Annotated in this window: 15 protein-coding genes; 10 read left to right on the forward strand and 5 right to left on the reverse strand. The window is 51.6% G+C overall.

The window, feature by feature from the left end:
* Positions 1 to 28: 28 nt before the first annotated feature.
* The 7 genes from U9S71_RS03275 to U9S71_RS03305 all read left to right on the forward strand — a co-directional run bounded on the left by U9S71_RS03275 (position 29) and on the right by U9S71_RS03305 (position 11,860).
* Entirely contained in the window at positions 29 to 2,824 is a 2,796-nt protein-coding gene (locus tag U9S71_RS03275; protein WP_326325205.1) for an RHS repeat domain-containing protein, read from the forward strand.
* A 22-nt stretch (positions 2,825 to 2,846) separates the two neighbouring features.
* Positions 2,847 to 6,623, forward strand: a complete 3,777-nt coding sequence (locus U9S71_RS03280; protein WP_326325206.1) for a DUF6443 domain-containing protein — start codon at positions 2,847 to 2,849, stop codon at positions 6,621 to 6,623.
* 4 nt (positions 6,624 to 6,627) lie between these two features.
* A complete protein-coding gene (locus U9S71_RS03285; RefSeq protein WP_326325207.1) occupies positions 6,628 to 6,972 on the forward strand; it encodes a hypothetical protein in 345 nt (114 codons plus the stop codon).
* Positions 6,973 to 7,365: 393 nt separating this feature from the next.
* Positions 7,366 to 8,406, forward strand: coding sequence for a hypothetical protein (locus U9S71_RS03290; RefSeq protein ID WP_326325209.1), 1,041 nt, complete (start codon positions 7,366 to 7,368; stop codon positions 8,404 to 8,406).
* Positions 8,407 to 8,415: 9 nt separating this feature from the next.
* The gene (locus U9S71_RS03295; RefSeq protein WP_326325211.1) at positions 8,416 to 9,102 is read left to right on the forward strand and encodes a hypothetical protein; all 687 of its coding nucleotides are present in this window, start codon (positions 8,416 to 8,418) and stop codon (positions 9,100 to 9,102) included.
* 74 nt (positions 9,103 to 9,176) lie between these two features.
* Positions 9,177 to 10,328: an aldose epimerase family protein gene (locus U9S71_RS03300; protein ID WP_326325213.1), complete on the forward strand. Its 1,152-nt coding sequence runs from the start codon at positions 9,177 to 9,179 to the stop codon at positions 10,326 to 10,328.
* Between the two features lie 179 nt (positions 10,329 to 10,507).
* Entirely contained in the window at positions 10,508 to 11,860 is a 1,353-nt protein-coding gene (locus U9S71_RS03305) for a M23 family metallopeptidase (RefSeq protein ID WP_326325215.1), read from the forward strand.
* A 14-nt stretch (positions 11,861 to 11,874) separates the two neighbouring features.
* On the opposite strand, the gene U9S71_RS03310 is transcribed toward U9S71_RS03305, so the two are convergent.
* From U9S71_RS03310 to U9S71_RS03325, 4 genes are all read right to left on the reverse strand, one after another.
* Complete coding sequence (locus tag U9S71_RS03310) at positions 11,875 to 13,752, reverse strand: chloride channel protein (RefSeq protein WP_326325216.1); 1,878 nt, start codon at positions 13,750 to 13,752, stop codon at positions 11,875 to 11,877.
* 208 nt (positions 13,753 to 13,960) lie between these two features.
* Positions 13,961 to 15,016 carry an NAD-dependent epimerase/dehydratase family protein gene (locus U9S71_RS03315; RefSeq protein ID WP_326325218.1) on the reverse strand — a complete coding sequence of 352 codons (1,056 nt, stop codon included), beginning with the start codon at positions 15,014 to 15,016 and terminating at the stop codon, positions 13,961 to 13,963.
* Positions 14,932 to 15,720 (reverse strand): SDR family NAD(P)-dependent oxidoreductase, encoded by a 789-nt coding sequence (locus U9S71_RS03320; RefSeq protein WP_326325219.1) that lies wholly within the window; start codon positions 15,718 to 15,720, stop codon positions 14,932 to 14,934. Before U9S71_RS03320 ends, U9S71_RS03315 begins: the two co-directional genes overlap by 85 nt.
* Positions 15,713 to 16,483, reverse strand: a complete 771-nt coding sequence (locus U9S71_RS03325; RefSeq protein WP_326325220.1) for a TrmH family RNA methyltransferase — start codon at positions 16,481 to 16,483, stop codon at positions 15,713 to 15,715. Before U9S71_RS03325 ends, U9S71_RS03320 begins: the two co-directional genes overlap by 8 nt.
* 44 nt (positions 16,484 to 16,527) lie before the next feature.
* Here U9S71_RS03325 and tamL point away from each other — a divergent pair, with 44 nt between their 5' ends.
* Positions 16,528 to 18,837: a translocation and assembly module lipoprotein TamL gene (tamL, locus tag U9S71_RS03330; protein ID WP_326325222.1), complete on the forward strand. Its 2,310-nt coding sequence runs from the start codon at positions 16,528 to 16,530 to the stop codon at positions 18,835 to 18,837.
* Here tamL and U9S71_RS03335 read toward each other — a convergent pair.
* Positions 18,834 to 19,367: a hypothetical protein gene (locus tag U9S71_RS03335; protein WP_326325223.1), complete on the reverse strand. Its 534-nt coding sequence runs from the start codon at positions 19,365 to 19,367 to the stop codon at positions 18,834 to 18,836. The two genes, tamL and U9S71_RS03335, sit on opposite strands and share 4 nt — an antisense overlap.
* A 109-nt stretch (positions 19,368 to 19,476) precedes the next feature.
* On the opposite strand from U9S71_RS03335, the gene U9S71_RS03340 reads away from it, so the two are divergent.
* Positions 19,477 to 20,967, forward strand: a complete 1,491-nt coding sequence (locus U9S71_RS03340; RefSeq protein WP_326325224.1) for a gluconokinase — start codon at positions 19,477 to 19,479, stop codon at positions 20,965 to 20,967.
* A 227-nt stretch (positions 20,968 to 21,194) separates the two neighbouring features.
* Entirely contained in the window at positions 21,195 to 22,253 is a 1,059-nt protein-coding gene (locus U9S71_RS03345; RefSeq protein WP_326325226.1) for an efflux RND transporter periplasmic adaptor subunit, read from the forward strand.
* Positions 22,254 to 22,258 lie beyond the last annotated feature (5 nt).

Raw genomic sequence — 22,258 nt, forward strand, 5'->3', positions numbered from 1 at the left:
TCGAGAAATAATAATTGATTTGCTGACTATGAAGAAGATATTTGCCATTGCGATCTTGATTCAGTGTGTGTTTTATATACGCGCACAGCCTCCATTGGGCCTTCCATCGCCCAATAATGCGTTCCTTGGGCAAGGAGGCAGCGATGCGGAAGTAGGTGTGGACCTCTATACCGGTACCGCACAAATAAATATTCCTATAGCAACGGCACAAGGCAAGGATTTGTCTATTCCGGTATCGCTGAATTACGTGGGCGGACGGGGTATCCGCGTGCAAGATTATGCCTCAAATGTAGGCCTAGGGTGGCAGCTTGCAGCGGGTGGTAATATCTCCCGGGTGGTCAGGGGATTACCTGATGAACATAACCAAGGCTACTTGGGCAATCATACGACTTCCCATGAATGGGGTAAGAAAGTGGCGGATTGGGCCAATAACAATACCCCGCTACCCGATGAACTAACGGGAGGGCCGTGGCTTGACCCACCCACGGCCGACGGTGAGCCCGATCTTTTTGTGGTAAAAACGCCCTTTTTCAGTGTGCAATTTGTGTTAGATGAAAATGGGGAAGCTGTTTTTTCAAATAATACCGGATTGAAGATCATCCCGCACATCTTTCACGACACGCCAACGTCGCCGGAGGGATATGGTTTTACGGTAGTGGATGGGCAGGGAAATCGTTACTGTTTCGGTGGGGCTGCATCGTCGTTTACTGAATCCGTTACAAGTAAGCTACTGGCGGCAAACCGCACGTATGTTTCAACTTGGTATCTGCATCGGATCATTACCTATAATGATAAGGAGACCATCCTATTTAGCTATATATCGTCTCCCGCCAACATGGCGTTGAAGCACCATCATTCCTCCATAACTGGGAATGGCTCGGGTTCTTGGCAGCCAGCCGAACATGAAACATCCACCACGACCGTATCCCAGCCCAGGCAGCTTTCGGAAATCCAAACGTCAGTTTCCCGGATCATGTTTTCCTATGCGTTTGACCGGACTGACCTGACAAATGCGGCGCGGCTTACTGCGATAGCCGTGAGCGCCAGAACCGGTACGACGGCAACGAAATTGCTGCGTACCTACAGGTTTGAATATGGGTATTTCGGTATGCCATCATCGGATCCCGAGCGGCTGCGGCTGAGACTGGACGGGATCAACGTTGAGGGAAATGGTGAACTAGCCGGACAGCTTATACCGTACCGGGAGTTTGAGTACTACACTGGTTATCAGCTTCCGGTCAGGGACACGGACCAGTTTGACTATTGGGGTTACTACCGGATTATTTCGGGGGATCCGCTGAAGAACCCGGGTTTGCGAACACCGAACCTTAATCAAACGAAAGCGGGCATCTTGGTCTCGATTGGCGCGCTTGGAGGAGCTGAAACGGAACTCAATTATGAATTGAACAGTTGCCTGTACTCGTTATCCAGCAATATCGCGGTGGGCGGACTACGGGTGAAGTCCATTGTCCGGCGTGACCCGGGCAACCAGACGTTGACCACAACCTACAATTATAATGATGGCCAGGGGAGGTCCAACGGCCGTATCCGGACATTCTCGTATGACAACCTGACCATCTCCAATGCGGCTAATACCTTGGTGAAGAATTTTTCGGAATCCGTATCCAACATCTATGATCTGAACGGCACCTTTATCGGATATCGGGCTGTTAAGACCATTTCACCGAGCGGGGGCTATACCGTCGCACGGTTCAATAGTTTTTCGGATTTCCCGGACGATATGAGCAACTGGGACAGTAACCCAAGCGGGTCTACCAGACCTCCGAATATCAGCTCATCCATTAACCTGGCTTATAAACGGGGCGTACCGCAATCGTATACCGTATACGACGCAAATGGCGACAAACTGACCGTTGATAGTTTCGTATATGTTTCGCAAACGACCCCCCTGCAACGCAAGGCATTCGCCTGGCAAAAAGTGGCATGGGGGATGACCATTCCGAATCAAAGCGCTGGTTTTGTCGTATCTTACCACTACTGGACAAATGTGGAGAACTTCCGGGTGGTGCAAGCCATCAAGCGGGTGTATGACCAGGCCAACCCGGGGGTATATGCAGAAGCCACAGCCGGTTATCAGTATTCGCCGAACGGTTATTTTTTGGTGAGGTCGCCTGCGCGCTATGACTCACAGAATAGGTTCCATGAGACGGTTACATATTACAGTGCAGACCCGGTGGCACCAGTAATCATGCCCGATTATGAGGCCAATTTGTCGATGCGGCAGGCCAACATGCTGACAGCAATCAGAACAACGGAGACCACCGTCAACGGCAAGGCTGAGAAGACAGAAAATACGTATAGGCGAGTGCCCGGCACCTCTCCAGTGAAGGTACGTTTAGTCGCCAGCGAAACCTTCAGCGACGGCGTATCGGTTGGCCGGAGCACATTTACGTATGACAGTAAGGAAAACCTGGTGACTACCCAGCCCGATCACGGCATGCCAACCACCGTATTATACAGCTACAATAACACGTACCCCATTGCCGAAATCCAGAACGCGGACTACGCCACGGTGGTAACCGCGCTTGGTGGCCCTGCGGCGGTGGACAACTTTGCGGCCAGCTTTGCCCCCACGGCCGCCCAGGTTACCGCCTTTCTAGCTCCATTGCGAACAGCGTCCTCCCTGTCGGCGGCGTTGGTGACAACCCGGGCTTATGAACCGGGTGTGGGGGTGATACAGGAGGCCGATCCGCGGGGCAAGGTACTTTCATATGAATACGATGGTTTGCAGCGCCTGTTGCTGATCCGGGATCATAACGGAAAGATTGCGGAAGAGTATAAATATAACTATCGAATCGACTGATTGACACATAACACGGGAAATCATGAAACAACCCATTGTTTTTCATCTGGCAGCGGCCGCGATCGTATGCCTGTGTTTTGGCCGCGTACGGGCGCAGGGCACAAACCCGGTATTCAATACCTATAGTGGCCAATCGGAGCTGTATGGTACACAGAGTGTCACGCTGGCACCCGGGTTTGAGGTGCCCGTCGGATTTGCTGTACACATATATGTTGGGGCTCCCCCTGCCAGCACCAATCCTTTTTCGAACGACCGGAATTACGTGTTGACGACCACCTATTTGCTGCCGGCGACTGACCCGATTGCGGATCCCACGCTAAACCAGGCTAGCCGCCAGATTACCTATTTCGATGGGCTTGGCAGACCCGCGCAGCAGGTGGCAATAAAAAGTTCGCCAGGCCTTAAAGACGTCGTTGTGCCCATCACCTACGACATACACGGAAGGAACTCAACCGGGTATCTGCCCTACGCAACAAATAGTGGCGGAAACGGGTATTTCAAAACCAACGCTGTATCCGAACAACAGGCTTTTTATAACGCTACCGGGCAAACGGGCAAACCGGTAATTAGTCACGCCTATGCACAAACTATTTTCGAGGCCTCGCCGCTAAACAGGGTGTTGGAGCAAGGGTCGCCCGGTGCACATTGGCAACCGCAAAGCGGAAGCATCCCCAACTCGGGTCATACGGTGAAAACGCTGGTAACCCTCAACACCACCGATGTGGTGCGATATAATGTGACCCTTTCGACCACGAACGAACCTACGCCAGAGCACAACGGCAATTATGCTGCCAAGCAATTATATGTCAGTATTGTGAGAGACGAAAACTGGAAATCAGCTGACGGCAAAGCAGGTACTACGGAAGAATATACCGATAAAGACGGACGTGTCGTATTGCTTCGCACGTACAATAAGAATGGATCAACCGTGGTGACACTCTCCACTTACTACGTCTATGACGATTTTGGAAGAATTACCTATGTGTTGCCCCCGGGTACGAACCCTGACGGATCCAGTGTGCCATCGACGGCAACGATTGCCAGCCTGGGCTACAAATACCGATATGACAAGATGGGGCGTAAGGTGGAGCAAACGCTGCCCGGCAAAGGAGTGGAATACTTCGTCTACAATAAGCGCCACCAACTCGTAGCTTCGCAAGATGCTAATCAACGGGCACGCCACGAATGGATGGTGAACAAGTATGATGCACATGGGCGGCTGGTCATCACCGGTTTATGGAATAATAACAATACAGCCATTACGCGCACCGCTTTGCAAACACAGGTGGATGGATATACGACACTTTGGGAAAGCCGGAATACGAGCACCACTACCCATGGATACACGAATGCCGCATGGCCTACGAACGTATCGACCTATTACTTGGTCAATTACTACGACACCTACAATATACCGGGGTTGCCTTCGAACTATGCCTACCAGACTTATGGAGGTAATGTGAAAATTGCCAAGGCACCGGGCTTGCTAACCGGACGCAAAACATGGACGTTGAACAGCCCAGCTACCGTACTTTGGGCAGTAACTTACTATGACATCGATGCGCAGGTTATCCAAACCCATGTAGGCAATCACCTTGGGGGAAAAGATGTGGTGAGTAGTACCTATGATTTTACCGGCCAATTAGCCACCGGTCGCCGGGTACACACGGGCCCTTCGAGCCAAACCGTCACGGTAACCAACAGCTACTCATACGACCATGCCGGCAGGCTGGTCGATGTAAAACAGAAAACCGGTGCTGACCCGGAGATCACGTTGGCACACCACACGTACAACGAGCTTGGTCAGCTCATTGACAAGAAGCTGCACCTGAAGGCAGGGCAGACGAAATACCTGCAAAGTGTAGACTACCGTTATAATGCCCGCGGTTGGCTTACTTCCGTAAATGACCCCAATCTAGCGGCCAATAATACGTTAAATAAAGACGACGCCACCAGCGGTGCGGATTTATATGGAATGGCCATTGATTATGAAAATGCGGCAGTGGCACCTCAATACAATGGCAACATAGCGGGTATACGGTGGAAGACCAAGGCTGCATCGGGTATGACTCCCGCACCGCCGCAGCTCGGTTACCGCTTCGGCTATGATGCCATCGGGCAGATGACCACTGCCCTGTCATCCACAAATGGCACCTGGGACGGAAACCATAGCGAGCACATCCGCTACACCAATACGGGCAACATCGACCGCATCGGACGCTGGGCCCGGACGGGTAGCGCCAAACGGCAGATCGATAGCCTGGTGTTTACATACAGCGGTTATCGCCATACACGCATTGATGACATCAGTACACAGGCCACCACCTATAAAGCGATGGGCTTCAACGATGGGGTGCAGCAGGCCAATGAATACACCTACGATACGAACGGTAATGCGACGAAGGACCTCAATAAAGGGGTCACAACGATTAGTTACAACGTATTCAACCTGCCCGAGGTGATTACCTTCACGAGCAGTCCGGTGAAGAAAATCACATACCTGTACGACCGTACGGGGAAGAAGCTGCAGCGGAAATATACGAACGGTAGCACGGTAGAGACGACAGACTATGTTGCAGGTATCCAGTATGAGCAGGGCGTGCTGGCTTATGTGCAAACCGGTGAAGGAAGGGCACGCCGCAATGGAACGTCCAATAATTACTTTTATGAGTACGCACTTACGGATCACCTGGGTAGCACGCGTGTGATGTTCGATGCTAATCCCTCGGACAACAACCAAACCACGGCGCGGGTTATCCAGCAGACGGCATACTATCCCTACGGTATGGCGATGTACGGTGACCCGGCCAATGGGCTACATCTTTCATTTGTGTCGGGAACGAAGAACCATTATCTTTATAGCGGTAAGGAGTTGCAGGAACAGGGCGGGCTGAACTGGTACGACCATGGGGCACGGTTCTACGATCCATCGATTGGACGGTGGAATGTGATGGACCCTGCGAGTCAGTTCAGCAACCCGTATTTAGCGATGGGGAATACCCCGGTGATCTACGTCGATCCGGACGGGGAGTGGGTACATATCGCGATCGGCGCCGTGGTGGGTGGTGTTGTCAATACAATCACCCATTGGGATGAGGTAGCCAAGGGCGGGTTCTGGGAAGGCGCGAAGGCCTTTGGTGTTGGAGCCGTTGCGGGTGCATTGGGTGCGGCAACGGGTGGCGCCGCAGTGGGAGGAGCCCTGACTCTGTCGACAACCTCGGTTGCCGGTGGGGTTGTGATGGGCAGTGTTGGTGCCGTGTACAACGACATGGCGCTTGGCGTCGGTAACATGATTGCCTTCGGTGATCCCTATGAGCTTTCGCTGAAGCGGTTGGGTACGACAGCTTTTTTTGGCGGAATCACTGGCGGTGCGGCGGCTGGCAGCTCCAACCTGATCCGGGGTGCGAATTTCTGGACAGGAGCGAAGGCAACATCGAGTGTTTCACACATGGTGAAAGACGGGATTGTGAACCAACAGGGTAAACTGACTTCCCAATCCCGAAAGGTGTATGTGAATGAGGTAGGTAAGGGGGGAACTGCCCCGAAAGGTTGGATAACACAAGCAAGTAAAAAAGGTGGTGGCACTGTTTTTAAAGACCCAAGTAACCCACACAACATAATTAGGCAAATGCCAGGAAACCCAAATAGTCCAAATGTACTACAGCAAAATCCTTATGTGAAATTTATGAAAGATGGCAAGTTCTATGATGTAAATGGAAAAGTTCTTCCGAATGGTAATGTTCCAGGAGCTCATATTCCATTAAATCAATTTGATATAAATAAGATGCCAAAATTTTAGATTAATGGATAAAATAATCGAGAGTATATACAGAATGATAATTGAATTGTCTGATTTGAGCTTACAACGAAAGCTGTGGTTAAATGAAGACAATGACACGAGGTTAATTTCTTCTTATACCGAATTGATGTGTTCGTTATTTGATGATTTTAATTTTGATGATTTTATTGATAATAAAGCTTCTAAAATAGGATTGTCTAATGCCGCCATTTTTGAATTGAATAACTTAAGAAAGTTGTTAAATAACTATAATGAAAAAGATTCGGATGAAGAAATAATAAAGGACCCTAAATGGAAAAAAGTCGTTGAACGCGCTAAAATAGCAATACGCGAATGGGATAAATCGTAGTTGACGCTAAGGGGAGTACGAGCTTTGTTAAAGCCTCTAAGCTTAGGTTCTACTGGACGATCGGGTATAGGAAAATATACTGGAAAGCCATTTTGCCCATATTTTGGCGGTTGCGTAGGGTATGACCACCGGCTTCCGTCGCGAATTGACCACCCGTATAGGATAAATGAATACCTCGTTAAACAGGCTTTTACAACGCTTTGGATTAATATGATGGTAGTCACCACGGTCATATCGAATGATCATCAAACTTCGGAATCGGGTTTTGACCTTCGTGTTTTCTTCGTGCCTGGCCGATAGGGAACCTAGCATGAATCGGTGAGAAAACGATAGTAATTTATTGAAATTAAACGGTTATTAGATACTTTTTACAAACTGAAAAATTAAATTAAGATGAGCCTTGCCCTAAAAAGACGTATTTGCCCACTCATGCTGCTTGTCGTTGTTATTGTTACCGCTGGTTATGCTCAGAATAGGGAGAAGCATTTTGTATTGGAACTGCCAACCGCAGTGGTTTCACATAGCTTTTATAAGATAATTGATTTCCTGGACTCCCGGACCGATACCAGTAATTTAGGTTTGGTACAGAAAGGCGTGCTGAACGCTCCTGCTCGGGTGGTCGCTGAGCCAGCGCTTGGGCTACAACTCGCTAACGCACTTGCCGCTCTTACGGATTCGACCGCTGGGGACGGGCGGCTCCTTGTGCAGCTAAGGCATATGCAGTTTGCCGAATTAAGTGGTTCGTTTACTGAAAAAGGACATTGCTACATGCGGGTGTCACTTTATACTGAGCAGGATGACCGCTATTTTTCTTTGGCTACAATAGATACCGTGGTTTCTGTTGAATCTATGGAGGTAACCAATGCCTTGCTGCGCCGTACCGGCAATACCCTGGTTGATTTCATCGCGGTGAACCTGTCTCGCCAACCTAAAACACAAACGAACTATTCACGCGTGGAGGTGATGGCGATGGATAGCATTGAAAAACGAAATATTCCGCTTTATACTACGGACACGTATGCTGAGGGTCTTTATAGGACCTACCAGTCATTCGCGGCCCAGACTCCTGATGCACAGGTGGAGGTCCGTGAGAAGGCCGGTACGAAAACCCGGGTAACGGTATCCGATGCTTCGGGGAAGGCAAGGAAAGTAAGGTCAAAGGATGTGTATGCCATCGTATATCGAGGGCAGCCTTATGTGGCTACGAGCTATGGCTATTATCCGTTGTGGCGCGAAGGGGATGATTTGTTTTTTATGGGTAAAGACAAGGTAGCTGCTGCAGCTAGTGACGTTATCGTTGCAAGTGCATTCTTTGGCATTGCGGGAGCGCTCATTGCTTCTAATGCTGAGGCTGCTTTTGAAATGAAACTTGACCACCTGAATGGTGGTTTTATCCGGCTGCGTGAAATTCCCAACGTAGCTCGCCAACTTTAATTGGTTAATATGAACCGTATCACACGTATCAGCCTGAACCTGGCCTGGGGCCTGTTTTTCGGCATGTCATTGGGATGGGCGCAGCAGTCTCAAACCGGCTTCGACCGGTGGCAGGTATCACTAAGTGGTGGCTATGGCTACCGGCCGGCAAAACTCAATGCCAATGTACCCAGCGAATTTGTTTCCTATGCCAAGAAATTGAAAAGTGGCTGGGTACTGGATGGCACCGCTTATTATTTTCTGAATCCCAAACTGGGCCTGGGGCTGCATGCCAACCGCTTTGCCTCGTCAAACAGCATAGCCGACGTGTATGTAACCGATGTATACGGCAACACCCAATACGGCACCATGAGTGACAATATTTCCATTACCTTCGTTGGCCCCGGCGCGGTTTTCCGACAGACATTTTCCGACGGAAATACGTTTTTGGCAGGGGCATCGCTGGGCTATGTGGGCTACCTGAACCGCTTTGAGATAATTACAACCCAGCGGATAAAAGGGGCAACTGCGGGGTACATCGCCCATGTAGGGTACGATATCCGCTTGTCGGATCATTTGTCAATCGGTGCAAAGATTGCGGCCACCACCGGTATTCTGGGCAGGTTTACCGTAGATGGAAACGAGATGGAGCTGGATGATGAAAATAAGGAAAACCTCGGTCACATCGATATCGCTTTAGGAATCCGGTTCCACTGACATCAGAATCGACCATGGGCGGTAAATGTCACAGATATTTATACCTTTGATGTTTAACACGAAACGAAGCACCAATGACAATACCTGCCAATACCCTCGCCTGCGGAGTGATAACCATAGCCATGCTAGCGGCCTGCAACCCCCAGCCGGAAGTACAAAAAACCCGATCGGGATTGGATAGGCGCGATTTCCAAACGGTAGTAAACGGCGACTCGACCAACTTGTACGTTATTCGCAATGCAAGTGGGATGGAAGCATGCATCACCAACTACGGTGGCCGCATCGTGTCGTTGATGGTGCCCGATGCGAAAGGCGAATTCCGAGATGTGGTGCAGGGGTTTGCCCACATCGATGACTATACCGCCACACCGTCTTCTTTCGGTGCTACCATGGGCCGCGTGGCCAACCGCATTGCCAACGGCCGCTTCGTGTTGGACGGCGATACCGTACAGCTGGACCGCAACAACGGCCAGCACACCATCCACGGTGGGGGGGAAGGCTGGCGCGGACAGGTGTTTACAGCCGACCAACCCAACGATAGTACGCTGGTGCTCGCGTATATATCGCCCGACGGCGAAAGCGGTTTCCCCGGCGAAGTAACCGTGCGTGTAACCTTCGCCGTGAACCAACACAATGAACTGGCTATCAACTACGAAGCGGAAACGACCGAAAAAACCGTGATCAACCTCACCAACCACAGCTTTTTCAACTTGGCCGGCGACCCCGAAAAGACGGTGCTTGACAATGTGTTGTACGTGAATGCCACTGATTATACACCGCTGGATAGCACGCTCATTACCACCGGCGAGATACAACCCGTGGCGGGCACACCGTTTGACTTTACCGAACCGTTACCCATCCGTGCGGCCCTGGGGCGCGACTCCTTAAATGCGCAACTACAGATAGCCAGTGGCATAGACCACAACTTTGTGTTGAATACCAACGGAAGCATCGATGAACCTGCCGCCCGGCTATATGCACCCGGTAGTGGCATCGCCATGGAGGTATACACCACCGAACCGGGCATGCAGGTATATACCGGCAATATGCTCGATGGCTCGCGCACCGGTAAAGAAGGGGTGCCCTATGCGAAACAATCCGCCATTTGCCTCGAAACCCAGCACTTCCCCGATGCACCCAACAAACCGCACTGGCCCACTACCGTGCTCGAACCGGGCGACACGTACACCAGCACCTGCATCTATCGTTTTTCGGTGGGGCAGTAATCGGTACCCACCACATTGGCCGGAAATGTAAAAAAGTGTTAAAAAATAAAACTTTTTAAATAAAAATGCGTTATTTGCATTTTTGCAATGTGTGATGGATTTGTGGTGGCGGTGGCTACCGATTAACTTAGATGAATACCGAATCAGCTTTTGGAGATTCTAACTACCTATAATAAGAAATGACCTCAAAGAAAAATGTACTTGCACTTGTTGTGCTTGGTGTAATCGTATTGGGTACCACTTTTATTTCGCTTTCTTCTTTTGACGCTACTCCCGAACAGCCCATGGCCGTGGCCGAACCGGCAACCGAAGGCAGTGCCCTGCTATTCGGACTGACCATGGATGGGTTTGATATCGAAACGCAAACCGTTAAACGCAATGAGTTCTTGTCGGATATCTTGCAACGCTACCAAATCGACCTGCCGAGCATTTCGGTGGTCGCCGAGAAAGCGAAGACTGTATTTGATGTGCGGAAAATTGCGGCGGGCCATGATTATACCATTTTCAAGGATAAATCGGGCAAGGCCCATTATTTTGTGTACCAACCCAATCCGATTGATTACGTGGTGTACGACCTGCGGGGGGAGGCATCGGTATATAAAGGTCAGAAGCCGGTAGACACCCAACTCGAAACCGTATCCGGCGTGATCCAAAGTTCGCTCTACGAAACATTGGAAGAAAACGGGGCCAGCCCCGACCTGGCTGTGCAGTTAGCAGAAATATACGGTTGGGCGGTCAATTTCTACCGCATCAATAAGGGCGATTGGTTCAAACTGGTATATGAGCGTAAGTATGTAGACGGTGTGCCCGTAGGTCCGGGGCGTATCGAGTCGGCCGTGTTTGGCCACGAGGGGAAGGAATACCAGGCGTTTTATTTTGAGGGTGCCGATGATGAACGTGGCGCCTATTACGACGAGAATGGGAAAAGCCTACGCCGCACATTCCTTAAAGCGCCATTGAAATACAGCCGCATATCATCGCGGTACTCGCTGCGGCGGTTCCACCCGGTTCAACGCCGGTGGAAAGCCCATTTGGGTACCGATTTTGCCGCTCCGCACGGCACCCCGATTGTAGCTACGGCAGCTGGTGTGGTGGAAGCATCGGCCTATGGCCGCGGTAACGGAAACTACGTTAAAATTAAACACGACAACGTGTATACCACGCAATACCTGCACATGAGCAAGCGCGCCGTGAAGCGCGGACAGCACGTGAGCCAAGGGCAGGTGATTGGTTATGTGGGCAGTACCGGACTGGCTACCGGCCCCCACGTGTGCTACCGCTTTTGGAAGCATGGCAAACAGGTGGATGCCTTGGCACAGGTGTTTCCGCCATCGGAACCCATCAGCGAAAAATACCGCACCGCCTTTAACCGCACACTGAATGCCCAATTGCAGGTATTGGCATCGATAGGCTTCGGCAAACAGAGTAACCTGGAAGTGTACAGTACCTTGGCTTTCCATATCGACCAGCTTTTCGAGCCCGTTGAAAAGGATAGCACCCGGTTGGGCAGCTTTACTGCCCATGTGCTCTAAACAGCCTGAGCGGTTTAGGTGTTCCGCTTTTTGATCAGGATTTTCTTTCCCTTTACCAGCATCCGCATGCTCGACCGTTTGATGGAGATATTCGTCTCCCGTTGTTCATTCAAGGTGTCGGCAGCATCATAGGCGGCCAGAATGTTTTTGTAGTGCAATAACCCCACCACCGTACTGCCCCGCGCCGCTAATACCGGCAACACATCCACGTTTTCTTGGGTCATTTTATGGATGGCTTCCTTTAGGCTGTTGGTGGCCCGTAAATAAGCCGGCTGTCTTTTGATCAGCGATTTGATGGGTTGCCCCTGATCTTGGTGATGCGAGAATATACTGGAGGAGCTGACAATGCCGATGTATTGGTAATCCGAATCGACCACGATGTAGTAGTTTTCGGTGAGCCCCTCTGCAGCCGACCAATTGCGCAGCTCTTCGATGGTATTGTCGCCCTCGATGACGGTGCTGGTCTGCTCGATGGCTTGGCCAACGGTCAACTGGTTTAGCTGGTCGGGTTGGTACGAATCGGGCGTGTGGATGCCCCGCCGCGTGATTTTTTCGGTCATGATGGTGGTATCCATAAACAAATAGGATACGAGGTAGGCGCCCACGCACGATCCCAGCAACGGTAGCATGGCATTGAACTGCCCCGTGGTCTCTAACGCAAAGATGATGGAGGTGAGTACCGCGCGGGATGCGCCCGCAAACATGGCAGACATGCCGACCAACGCCGCTAACGGCAGGCTGATGCCGCAGTTGGGGAATAAAGTGAGCAACACGTGGCCACACAATAGCCCGATAGCAGCCCCGATGGTCAGCAATGGCGCCAAGGTACCGCCCGATGTGCCGCTGCCGAGGGCAATGACCCACGATAGGAACTTGAGCAGACAAAGTGATAAGACCACCGCCAAGGGTAGGCTGTTGTTGAGCAGGTCGGTGATGTTTTCATAGCCAACACCTAGCGTGCGGGGGGCAAAATAGCCCACGATACCTACCGCCAAACCACCAATGGCCGGCCACCACATCCAGTGGAAGGGCAACCGCTCGAACGCATCTTCTACCCAATATACCGCTTTGGTGAGCATGATGGAAAGGAAGCCGATGGCGATGCCAATGATGCTATACCCCAGGATGGCTGGGTTGGAGGCGGTGGGTATGATATGCTCCAACGCAAAAACGGGCGTGGCACTGAACAGGAAATGGTGCCCCGCCGCGCCGGTGATGCACGCCAGCGATACAGCAATGAGCGATTTGGGGGTGAATTCGAAGAGCAACAACTCAATGGCGAGGAAAATGGCCGCTACGGGGCTGCCGAAGATGGCCGTCATACCCGCCGTAGCGCCCGCAGCCAGCAGGATTTTGCGCTCGGAATGCGAGATCTTGAGCACCTGCCCCAATGTAGATCCCAACGCGCCACCCGTGGCGATGATGGGCCCCTCGGCGCCGAATGGTCCACCGGTACCGATGGCAATGGCCGACGAGATGGGTTTGAGGTAGGTGATGGAAGGCCTGATCTTACTTTGGTTGGTCAGCACCTGCTCCATGGCTTCCGGAATGCCGTGCCCTCGGATGGCTTTTGAACCGTATAATGCCATAAAACCTACGATCAACCCGCCGATAGCGGGAATGATAATAACCCATATGCCCAAGTTGGCTCCCCATGGGCTGCCCTCATGGAAGGAAAATGTACCGTAAAAAGATAGGTTGGTGATCATGTTGATAAACAACACCAGAAATTTAGCGATGAAGCTGATTAAGGCCGCAATGGCCACCGCATAGGCGGCGATAACGATGATGCGGGTTTTGTTCGGTAGTGCTGATGAACTGATCCCTTCCGAACTGAGGGTGTCGTTGAGCGACATCGAGATGGGGATGCCCGCTTGATTTTTTGAAACCATAGTTGGCTACAAAAGTAGGATTTATAGTAGTTATCCGAAATAAAAAACCCCGGTGATTCACATCAGCGGGGTTTTACTAACTAAACTAAACAACTATATAAACAAACCATATAGATTCGATAACCTAATGCTCCAAAGATATGAATTATTTAGACAGATTATAAATTAAATAAAAAAAGCGAGCTCGCATTAAGCAGCGGTACACCGATTACAATAACTTATGGTCCCTGAACCAAGCGATAGCGGCGTCGATGCCGTTCTCGATGGGGTTGAACGACGTGCCCAACTGGGCTTGCGCTTTCTTGTGGGTATAATAGTTGTTTACGCATAGGATTTTCATGTTCGTGCTCGATAAGGCCGTGCGGACCCCCACCCACCGAAGGGCATCACCGAGATAACCGGCTATGCGCAGTAAGACGGGCGGTACGCGGATCAGTAGCGTCTGCTGGCCGGTCTGCGCGGATAGTTTTTGAAAAAAGGCTCGATAGGTGAGGTTTTCGCCAGCCAGTAAATAGGCTTCGGTCTGTTGGCCTTTCTCCAGCGCATCTACCACACCGTTGGCCGCATCTTCGGCGTTGATGAAGTTTTTGCCGCCGGGGGGGTGGAAGACCACCTTCTTGCCATAACCCATGCGGATGATGGCACCGGAACTGGGTTTCCCATCGTAAGGGCCGATCATAAACGTGGGGCTTACAATGGTAACGGCTATTTGGTCGGCGGCGGCTAATATACGGTGTTGTCCTTCGAGTTTGCTTTTCGCATACCATGCATCGGTAAACGGTGCGGCGGGCGGCAGGGTTTCGTTGCCCGGCGCCTCCAATGTGCCATACCCGAATGTATTGGCGGTACCCACGTATACGATTTTTCGGGCGCCGTGCTTTATAGCGGCCTGGATGACGTTTTCGGTGCCCTCCACGTTGATTCGATGATAGTCGGCATAGCGAAGCAGGCGTTGGTCTGTCGTGGCGGCGCAATGGATGAGGTAATCGCAACCGGCAACGGCCCGATCCAACGACTGGGCGTCGGTGATGTCGCCCACAACGAGTTCGAGGTTGGTGTGGGCGGGGAGGAGAAATTTGCGCGTATCGCGGATGAGCCCCTTCACCTGGTATCCGCGCGACAGTAAGGCGATGATGGTGTTGGTGGCGAGCAGGCCATTTGCGCCGGTAACCAGTACCTTCATGCGCGTTTCACCTCCTTCTTCATGGCCCTGGTAAGCAGCGGAAGGCGGATGTATACGGGTAAGAATTTCATCACCATCCACGTGAGTTTATTCACCCAGTTGAGCATGATGAGCGTATCGCGCTTGAAGAGCTGCCTAATGGCGATTGCCGCAACTTCTTCGGGCGTAAGCAACCCCATCGTTGCAAAAAAGCCCTGCTGTTGTAGGCGGGCCGACGAGTCGGCATTGGTCATCATAGGGCCGGGATTGACCACGCTGAAGAATACATTGCTATCGGCAAATTCTTGGTAAAGCCCCCGGCTGAGGCTGTATACGAAGGCCTTCGATGCCGGATACACGGTTTTGTATCCGATAGGACTGTATGCGGCCACGCTACCCACATTGAGCACGTATGCTTGGTCGCTTTTCATCAGGTTGGGTAACAATTGGTGGGTAAGTAAAGCCGTAGCCTTGACGTTGAGTTGGATGATGCGATCGAGGTAGTCGACATCGACATCTTGAAACCGCTGGGTGCCGCCGCAGCCAGCATTGTTGATCAGTACCGATAGCGGGAACCGCTCGTTCACCCAGTCGGCCAACGCCACGATATTCGCTTTTAGTGTCAAATCGGTCTCGTAGCAGTGGGCTTCCTGACCCGATTCGGCCACCTGGGTGGCCACGAAATCAAGACCTTCGCCCGGCAGGCTAACCAAGATGATGTTAAACTGGCGCTTGGCTAATTCGAGCGCAAATGCTTTGCCCAATCCTTGGCTTGCGCCGGTTATCAATGCATACGTATTACCCATCGGTGGTAAAAATACGATATTTTTTCTTCCTAGTCAGTTCTGCGCAGAACAGCGCGGCGGATATGGCTACATTGAGCGACTCGGCATGGCCTACACGCGGAATGGTAACACGCTGCGTGATATGGGGCAGTACAGCCGGGCCGATACCATTGCCCTCGTTGCCCAACACCACCAGCCCTTGCTGGCCGAAATCTGTGTGGTAAATGGCGCTGCCATTAAGCACGGCCCCGAACACCGGAACGGGCGAATGGGCCACCAGCTCGGCCAGCTCGGTATAGTACACCTGCATGCGCGCAAGTGACCCCATGCTGGCTTGTACGGTTTTGGGGTTGTAAGCATCTACCGACCCAACCGAGCAAATTACCCGCTCCAAGCCAAACCATTCGGCGGTACGGATAATCGTGCCCAGGTTGCCCGGGTCTTGGATATCATCGAGTACCAAATGGAAACCTTGCTGCAGCATAGCTGCCGTTAACGGAGCGTAGCGGGGTATACGTACCACGGCCAGTACGCCCTGCGGGGCTTTGAGGGCGCTGATGCGCACCAGCGTCGGCTCATCGATTTCAACCGATTTTATATTTTGCGGGATTTTAGGCAATTTTGCAGCCGCTTGGGCGGTATGGTAAATACATTGGATGCTGTAGTCTGAATGGAGAAATTCCCCGACAGATTTAACACCTTCCACAATAAATAACCCGTGTTCCCGGCGGATTTTTTTTTGCTGAAGCGACGTAATGGCACGGATTTGTGGTTTTGAAAGCATTGTCAATGATTAAACAGGATTGTCTTGTTACGTATGCAAGTATAATGCTTTTGCTGGTATTATTTGCATCGTGCCGCTCCACACGGTTGCTTGAGGCCAACCAGGCCTTGGTAACGAAGGTCGAAATCGATGGCATTGACCCGCAGTTTGCTGAGGGCGCCAAAGCTTACATCCCTCCCGCGCTCCGGCCCAACTCGCGCATCAATCTTTTTATCTATAATTTGGCAAACGCCCGCAAGGGGCGCTACCGCACCACCAACATCCGCAACGTGGGCGAGCCACCGCATATCCTCGATAGTGCCCTCGTCGATTTCTCCACGCAACAGATTGCCCGTTACCTGCTATCCAAGGGGTATTTCAACGCCACAGTAGACCAAAACATTGTGCGGCGGGGTAAGCGGGCGCACCTCCATTTCCAGGTGGTACCGGGCGAGCCGTTTACGCTCCGCAACGTGAATGTGGATATTGCCGATACAGCGCTGGCCCGACTGTATGCCGAACGGCGTAGCGCAATGAGCCCCATCAAACCCGGATCGCGCTATGATGCCGACTCGTTGGTGGCCGAGCGCGAGCGGGTGTATTCCCTGATGCGGCAGCGCGGCTATTACGACTATTTGCGGCAGTATATGCGCGTAGATGTCGATTCTAGTTTGCAGCGCAATCAGGCAGACGTGCGGCTTATCGTGGATAACCCCGAGGGACGGACAGGGCATACGCAATTCCATATCGACAGCAGTTTTGTGGTGATCAAACACGATCGGCCCGAACGGAACCAGCCCATGCCTGATGAGGCCGTACTGGATGGACAGCTCACTTTCCGGGACTACACCGGGCGCTTCCGCGCAGCGCCCATAGCGCGGTACTTGTTTCACCAGCAGGGGGATACCTATAACGCTAATTTGGAGAATCTCACCTATGATCGGCTCTATGAGTTGAATGGATTCCGCAATGTGAAGATCAATTATGAGAAGGTAGGTTCCAATCGGCTGAATGTGCACTACGAGCTGGTACCGCGGCCTTATATGGGTAACCAGATTGAGGGCGAATATACATTCAACGCGGGAATGAGTGGTTTCAACATTGGAAATACCTTTACCCACCGCAACCTCTTCGGCGGACTGGAGCAGTTGGAGGTGAAGTTGCGCTATGGCGTGTTGTTTGACTCGCGACTATCGGGCGGTTTGTTCGACAGGGTATTCAACAACGACTTCCAGATCGGGGTGAACATCACCGTGCCGCGGTTGATTACGCCTTTTGCCGTTCCGCCCGTGGGGAAAAACGGATTGCCCCGCACGGTATTCTCCGCGAATATACAGGCCTTTGACCAATTTCAAACCTACTCGAACCGCTATTTCAGCGGCACACTATCTTATAACTGGTTTGATACCCGTTATAAGCAGCATAACCTTACCCCCGTGGTGCTCGAATATCGTTATGGCCGCCTAAATAGCGAATTTGCCCAACGTTTGATTGACCAGGATTTTCTGCTGTATGTACGTAGCAACAACCGGGCTTATTTTGGGCTGGGCTCGCAATATGCGTATACGGTGAATGCTATCCGGCTTTCTAGGCTGGAAAGTTTCCTTTATTTCCGGGGTGCGCTAGACCTGAGCGGCAACCTGCTCGGGCTGGCGAGTAAGGTGATCGATTTTAAGCGGAACATAGACGGCGAGAAAGAGATTATGGGCGTGCCTTACCTGCAATATGCAAAGGTCGAAACAGATATACGGTATTATCGGTCCTTGGGCGGAGACCGGCAACTTGTTATGCGGCTGAATCCGGGGGTCGCCATTCCTTATGGCAATAACTCGAGCCTGCTGATTTTCGAGAAAAGCTTTTTCGGTGGGGGTATGAACGGCATAAGGGCATGGCAGGCACGCACATTGGGCCCCGGCAATTACAACCGCAAGGTGCTCGACCCCGATCTGCGCCTCAATCTCCGAAATCTCGACCAATTGGGGGAAATTAAGCTCGAAGGGAGTATCGAATACCGCTTTAAGTTGGTGAATGATATTTTTGGAGCTAAACTTAAGGCCGCTACGTTTGCAGACTTCGGTAACATTTGGCGCATCAATGAAAATGAATTGAACCCTGGTGGGGAGTTTAGGTTCGACCGTTTCCTCGGACAATTGGCCATCGGGGCAGGGGCCGGCCTGCGGTTCGATCTCGATTATTTCGTGATCCGGTTGGATGCCGGCGTGAAGGTGCGCGACCCGCAGTTTGACGGTGCACAACAGTGGGTCATCTCGGAGTTTTTCAACAATAAGGCTTTTAAAGAGCAATACCGCCTGACGAATGCCCCCGACCGCTATAATTTTGTGCAATATAACTTCGGGATAGGGATGCCATTTTAAATAAACGACTTAATTCCGTGCGCAATCGTTTCGAAAATATTTTCTAGATCCAGCCCCTTGCTGTAATTATAAACAAATAAGGCAACCAATACGATAATGGCCAATACCATGATGCGTTTGAAGAGGTAGGCGATAAGGAGAATGATTGCCGGGACAAGGATGAGGAAATACCAGTTTATAGCAATGGGTTGGAGGCCCTGGTCGCGCTTCCACACGAAATAGAGCCTACCATGGGAACCTTGCTGATTGCGGTGCTTGATAAATACAAATGCCGAGGTTTCGATGGGGTGCGACGTGATAGCCACCCCCTCGTGGAACTGCAACGCTTGCTTGAAGCCGTTGATGACGAATTGAAAGGTGCCCGAAACTGCTTCATTAGGACGCTCTTCAGCGTCTGTGGCAATAATGGCCAGTTTGCCGTTTTTGATTAGATTTTCCTTTACGATGAAATGGTCGATATTGCCGGTTCCTTGTGCACGTACACACAAGGCTGCAACAACCGCAATCACGAAGCAACTGAACTTCAACATATTTTTGACAATGATGGATACAATGTTAATGAAAAAAAGTAAAAGCTGAATGGGTTTATGTATTTCCAAAGCAATTTATCTATGTTTGTGAGGTAACTACCCTTCGCCAATGGACATCATTATCGGTGTAGATATCGGAACTTCAGCGACCAAAGCCGTGGCCTTCCACTCAGAAGGACATGTGCTAGCGCATGAGCAAGTCGATTATGAGTTGATGACCCCCCAACCGGGATGGTTCGAGCAGGATCCGGCCGTGCTGTTCGACGCTGTCGTTAATGCCATTGCTCAGCTGGTGGTGAAGGTGAAGGGCAACGGCGGGCGGGGGGAGCACATCGCCATTGGGTTTAGTAGTGCCATGCACGGGCTTATCGCCATGGACGCGCACGATCAACCGCTGACCAACTGCATCATCTGGGCCGATACGCGCAGTGCTTCGTTTGCAGCGGAACTTAAACGCACGGATAAAGGGCTTGACAATTATTTGAAAACCGGTACGCCTATCCACGCCATGTCGCCACTCTGCAAGCTTTGTTGGCTACAGACGGAAATGCCGGCCATCTTCGAGGCGGCCCGGAAATTCATTTCCATCAAAGAGTATGTCTTCTACCGGTTGTTTGGCCGGTACGTGGTAGATGAATCCATTGCATCGGCAACGGGGCTCTTTGATATCCACGCCTTCCAATGGTACCGTCCGGCATTGGAACTGGCCGGTATTGATGCAACACAACTTTCCGAGCCGGTTCCGATTACCCACACGTTATCGGGGCTGCCTGCACAGTTGGCCAGCGAGATGGGCATCCCTGAAGATACGCCATTCGTCGTTGGGGGCAGTGATGGCTGTTTGGCCAATTTGGGCGCCGGCGCCGTGCATCCTGGTGTGGCGGCGGTAACCATCGGTACCAGCGGAGCGATACGCATGGTGGCACAAACGCCTCAAACGGACAAAAAAGCCCGTACATTCTGCTATGTGCTTACCAAACGCTTGTTTGTGGTAGGCGGGGCCGTAAATAGCGGCGGCATGGTGTTTCGTTGGTACCGCGATACCTTCGGTGGGGAGGGGCAGGCGGGATCGGGCGGATACCAACAGCTCATAGCAGAAGCATCGACCGTTGCAACTGGTGCCGATGGGCTGCTGTTTTTGCCCTATCTTGCAGGCGAACGGGCGCCATATTGGAATGCGAATGCAAAAGGGCTCTTTTTCGGTGTGCAACTGCACCATACCAAGGCGCATTTCACCAGAGCCGTGCTGGAAGGGATTGTATACGGACTGTATAGTGTGGGCACGGCACTCGAAGAGCTCGCTAGTCCCATCAAGGTTATCCACGCCAACGGCGGGTTTGCACGAGCTCCTTTTTGGGTACAGTTGTTAGCCGACGTTTTCAATAAACGTGTGGTCGTGTCGGAAGAAGGGGTGCAGGATGCGGCCAAAGGTGCCTGTATGGTCGTGCTGAAGGCATTGGGGAAGACATCGGGGTTTGATATGGTTGGTAACCAATCGGCCAATGCGGTTTACGAACCCGATACCCATGCCCATCGCCGATACATGGAAAGCTTTGAATTATTTGGCCGACTGTATGAGCGGCTGAAAGACGAATTTTAACCAAATTATAGATGTTCAAGGAATACGTCGGTGTTAGCGCGTGGTTTCCATGTACATTTAGTGGCCGCCCGGCATAGCGTTGCGCCAGGTGGCAAGTTTTTCCGTAAAAAATGTGATACAGCTACGAAATACTTGATGATTCCAGTAGTTTTGGCTGGCAGAAAGCTGTATATTTATGTTTTTTGCGGATGTAGGTGTGCCCTTACACCCCACTTTCAGATACTAAAATGAAGAAAAAGTACTTTTTTATCGCGATAGCTATCGTTGCTGTGGCCGCCATAAGTTATTGGCTTACGCGTAATCCTAAACCTAAAGTTGCAGCACCCGAACAAAGCAGTGGGCCAATGACCGTCAATGCGGTGGTGGTGGTACCCCGTGCGTTTTCCAACACCATTACCCTATCGGGGTCCATTGAATCCAATGAGCAGGTTCAAATCCGCAGTGAAGTATCGGGCATTGTGAGGGCATTGACATTCCGAGAGGGGTCTGCGGTGCAAAAAGGCCAGGTACTGCTGCGCATCGATGATTCTGAATTGCAGGCTCGCCTCATCCAAGCGCAGAGCAGTGAGCAATTGGCAGCGGACAATGAGAAGCGCGCGCGCCTTTTATTACAAAAAGAAGCGATTAGCCAGCAGGAGTATGATGTGGCCCATGCCGATTATGAATCGGCGAAAGCCCAAACCGAGTTGATCCGCGCCCAGATAGCCAAGACCACCGTTCGTGCGCCATTCAGCGGTAAGATCGGTCTCCGGTCGATTTCGGAAGGCGAATACCTCACCCCATCCACCGTGGTGGCCAATTTATTGAGTATAAACCCGATTAAGGTGTTGTTTTCGGTGCCTGAAAAGTACAGCGCCCAAATAAAGGTAGGGCAGGGCTTAACGTTTAGTGTCAGCGGGTCGGAAGCGAGATACCACGCCGAAATTTACGCCATTGAACCGGGGGTGGATGCGGCCACGCGGACCATCAGCATCCGTGCGATTGCTGACAATCCGGAAGAGCGATTATTTCCCGGCGCTTTCGCACGTATCGAGTTGCCACTGGACCATACGGAAGACGCGGTGCTGGTACCTACCGAGGCCGTCATTCCAGTGCAAAATGGCAAACAGGTGTTTCTATTGAAAAACGGTAAGGCCGCTGCAACACCCGTAGAAGCTGAAGATCGGACCAGTACGGACGTATTGATTACCGATGGGGTAGCGATTGGCGATACGGTGCTGACCTCAGGCATTATGTCGCTTGCTGATGGGATGGTGGTAACGATAAAGGTTGATGAATCGGATTAAATCGT

The sequence above is a fragment of the Parapedobacter flavus genome, assembly GCF_035818675.1.
GTDB lineage: Bacteria > Bacteroidota > Bacteroidia > Sphingobacteriales > Sphingobacteriaceae > Parapedobacter > Parapedobacter flavus.

Bases quoted from the DNA above. Each gene is read 5' to 3' on its own strand.
- U9S71_RS03275 (WP_326325205.1), top strand. From the start codon at position 29: ATGAAGAAGATATTTGCCATTGCGATCTTGATTCAGTGTGTGTTTTAT.
- U9S71_RS03280 (WP_326325206.1), top strand. From the start codon at position 2,847: ATGAAACAACCCATTGTTTTTCATCTGGCAGCGGCCGCGATCGTATGC.
- U9S71_RS03285 (WP_326325207.1), top strand. From the start codon at position 6,628: ATGGATAAAATAATCGAGAGTATATACAGAATGATAATTGAATTGTCT.
- U9S71_RS03290 (WP_326325209.1), top strand. From the start codon at position 7,366: ATGAGCCTTGCCCTAAAAAGACGTATTTGCCCACTCATGCTGCTTGTC.
- U9S71_RS03295 (WP_326325211.1), top strand. From the start codon at position 8,416: ATGAACCGTATCACACGTATCAGCCTGAACCTGGCCTGGGGCCTGTTT.
- U9S71_RS03300 (WP_326325213.1), top strand. From the start codon at position 9,177: ATGACAATACCTGCCAATACCCTCGCCTGCGGAGTGATAACCATAGCC.
- U9S71_RS03305 (WP_326325215.1), top strand. From the start codon at position 10,508: ATGACCTCAAAGAAAAATGTACTTGCACTTGTTGTGCTTGGTGTAATC.
- U9S71_RS03310 (WP_326325216.1), bottom strand. From the start codon at position 13,752: ATGGTTTCAAAAAATCAAGCGGGCATCCCCATCTCGATGTCGCTCAAC.
- U9S71_RS03320 (WP_326325219.1), bottom strand. From the start codon at position 15,720: ATGGGTAATACGTATGCATTGATAACCGGCGCAAGCCAAGGATTGGGC.
- U9S71_RS03325 (WP_326325220.1), bottom strand. From the start codon at position 16,483: ATGCTTTCAAAACCACAAATCCGTGCCATTACGTCGCTTCAGCAAAAA.
- tamL (WP_326325222.1), top strand. From the start codon at position 16,528: ATGCTTTTGCTGGTATTATTTGCATCGTGCCGCTCCACACGGTTGCTT.
- U9S71_RS03335 (WP_326325223.1), bottom strand. From the start codon at position 19,367: ATGTTGAAGTTCAGTTGCTTCGTGATTGCGGTTGTTGCAGCCTTGTGT.
- U9S71_RS03340 (WP_326325224.1), top strand. From the start codon at position 19,477: ATGGACATCATTATCGGTGTAGATATCGGAACTTCAGCGACCAAAGCC.
- U9S71_RS03345 (WP_326325226.1), top strand. From the start codon at position 21,195: ATGAAGAAAAAGTACTTTTTTATCGCGATAGCTATCGTTGCTGTGGCC.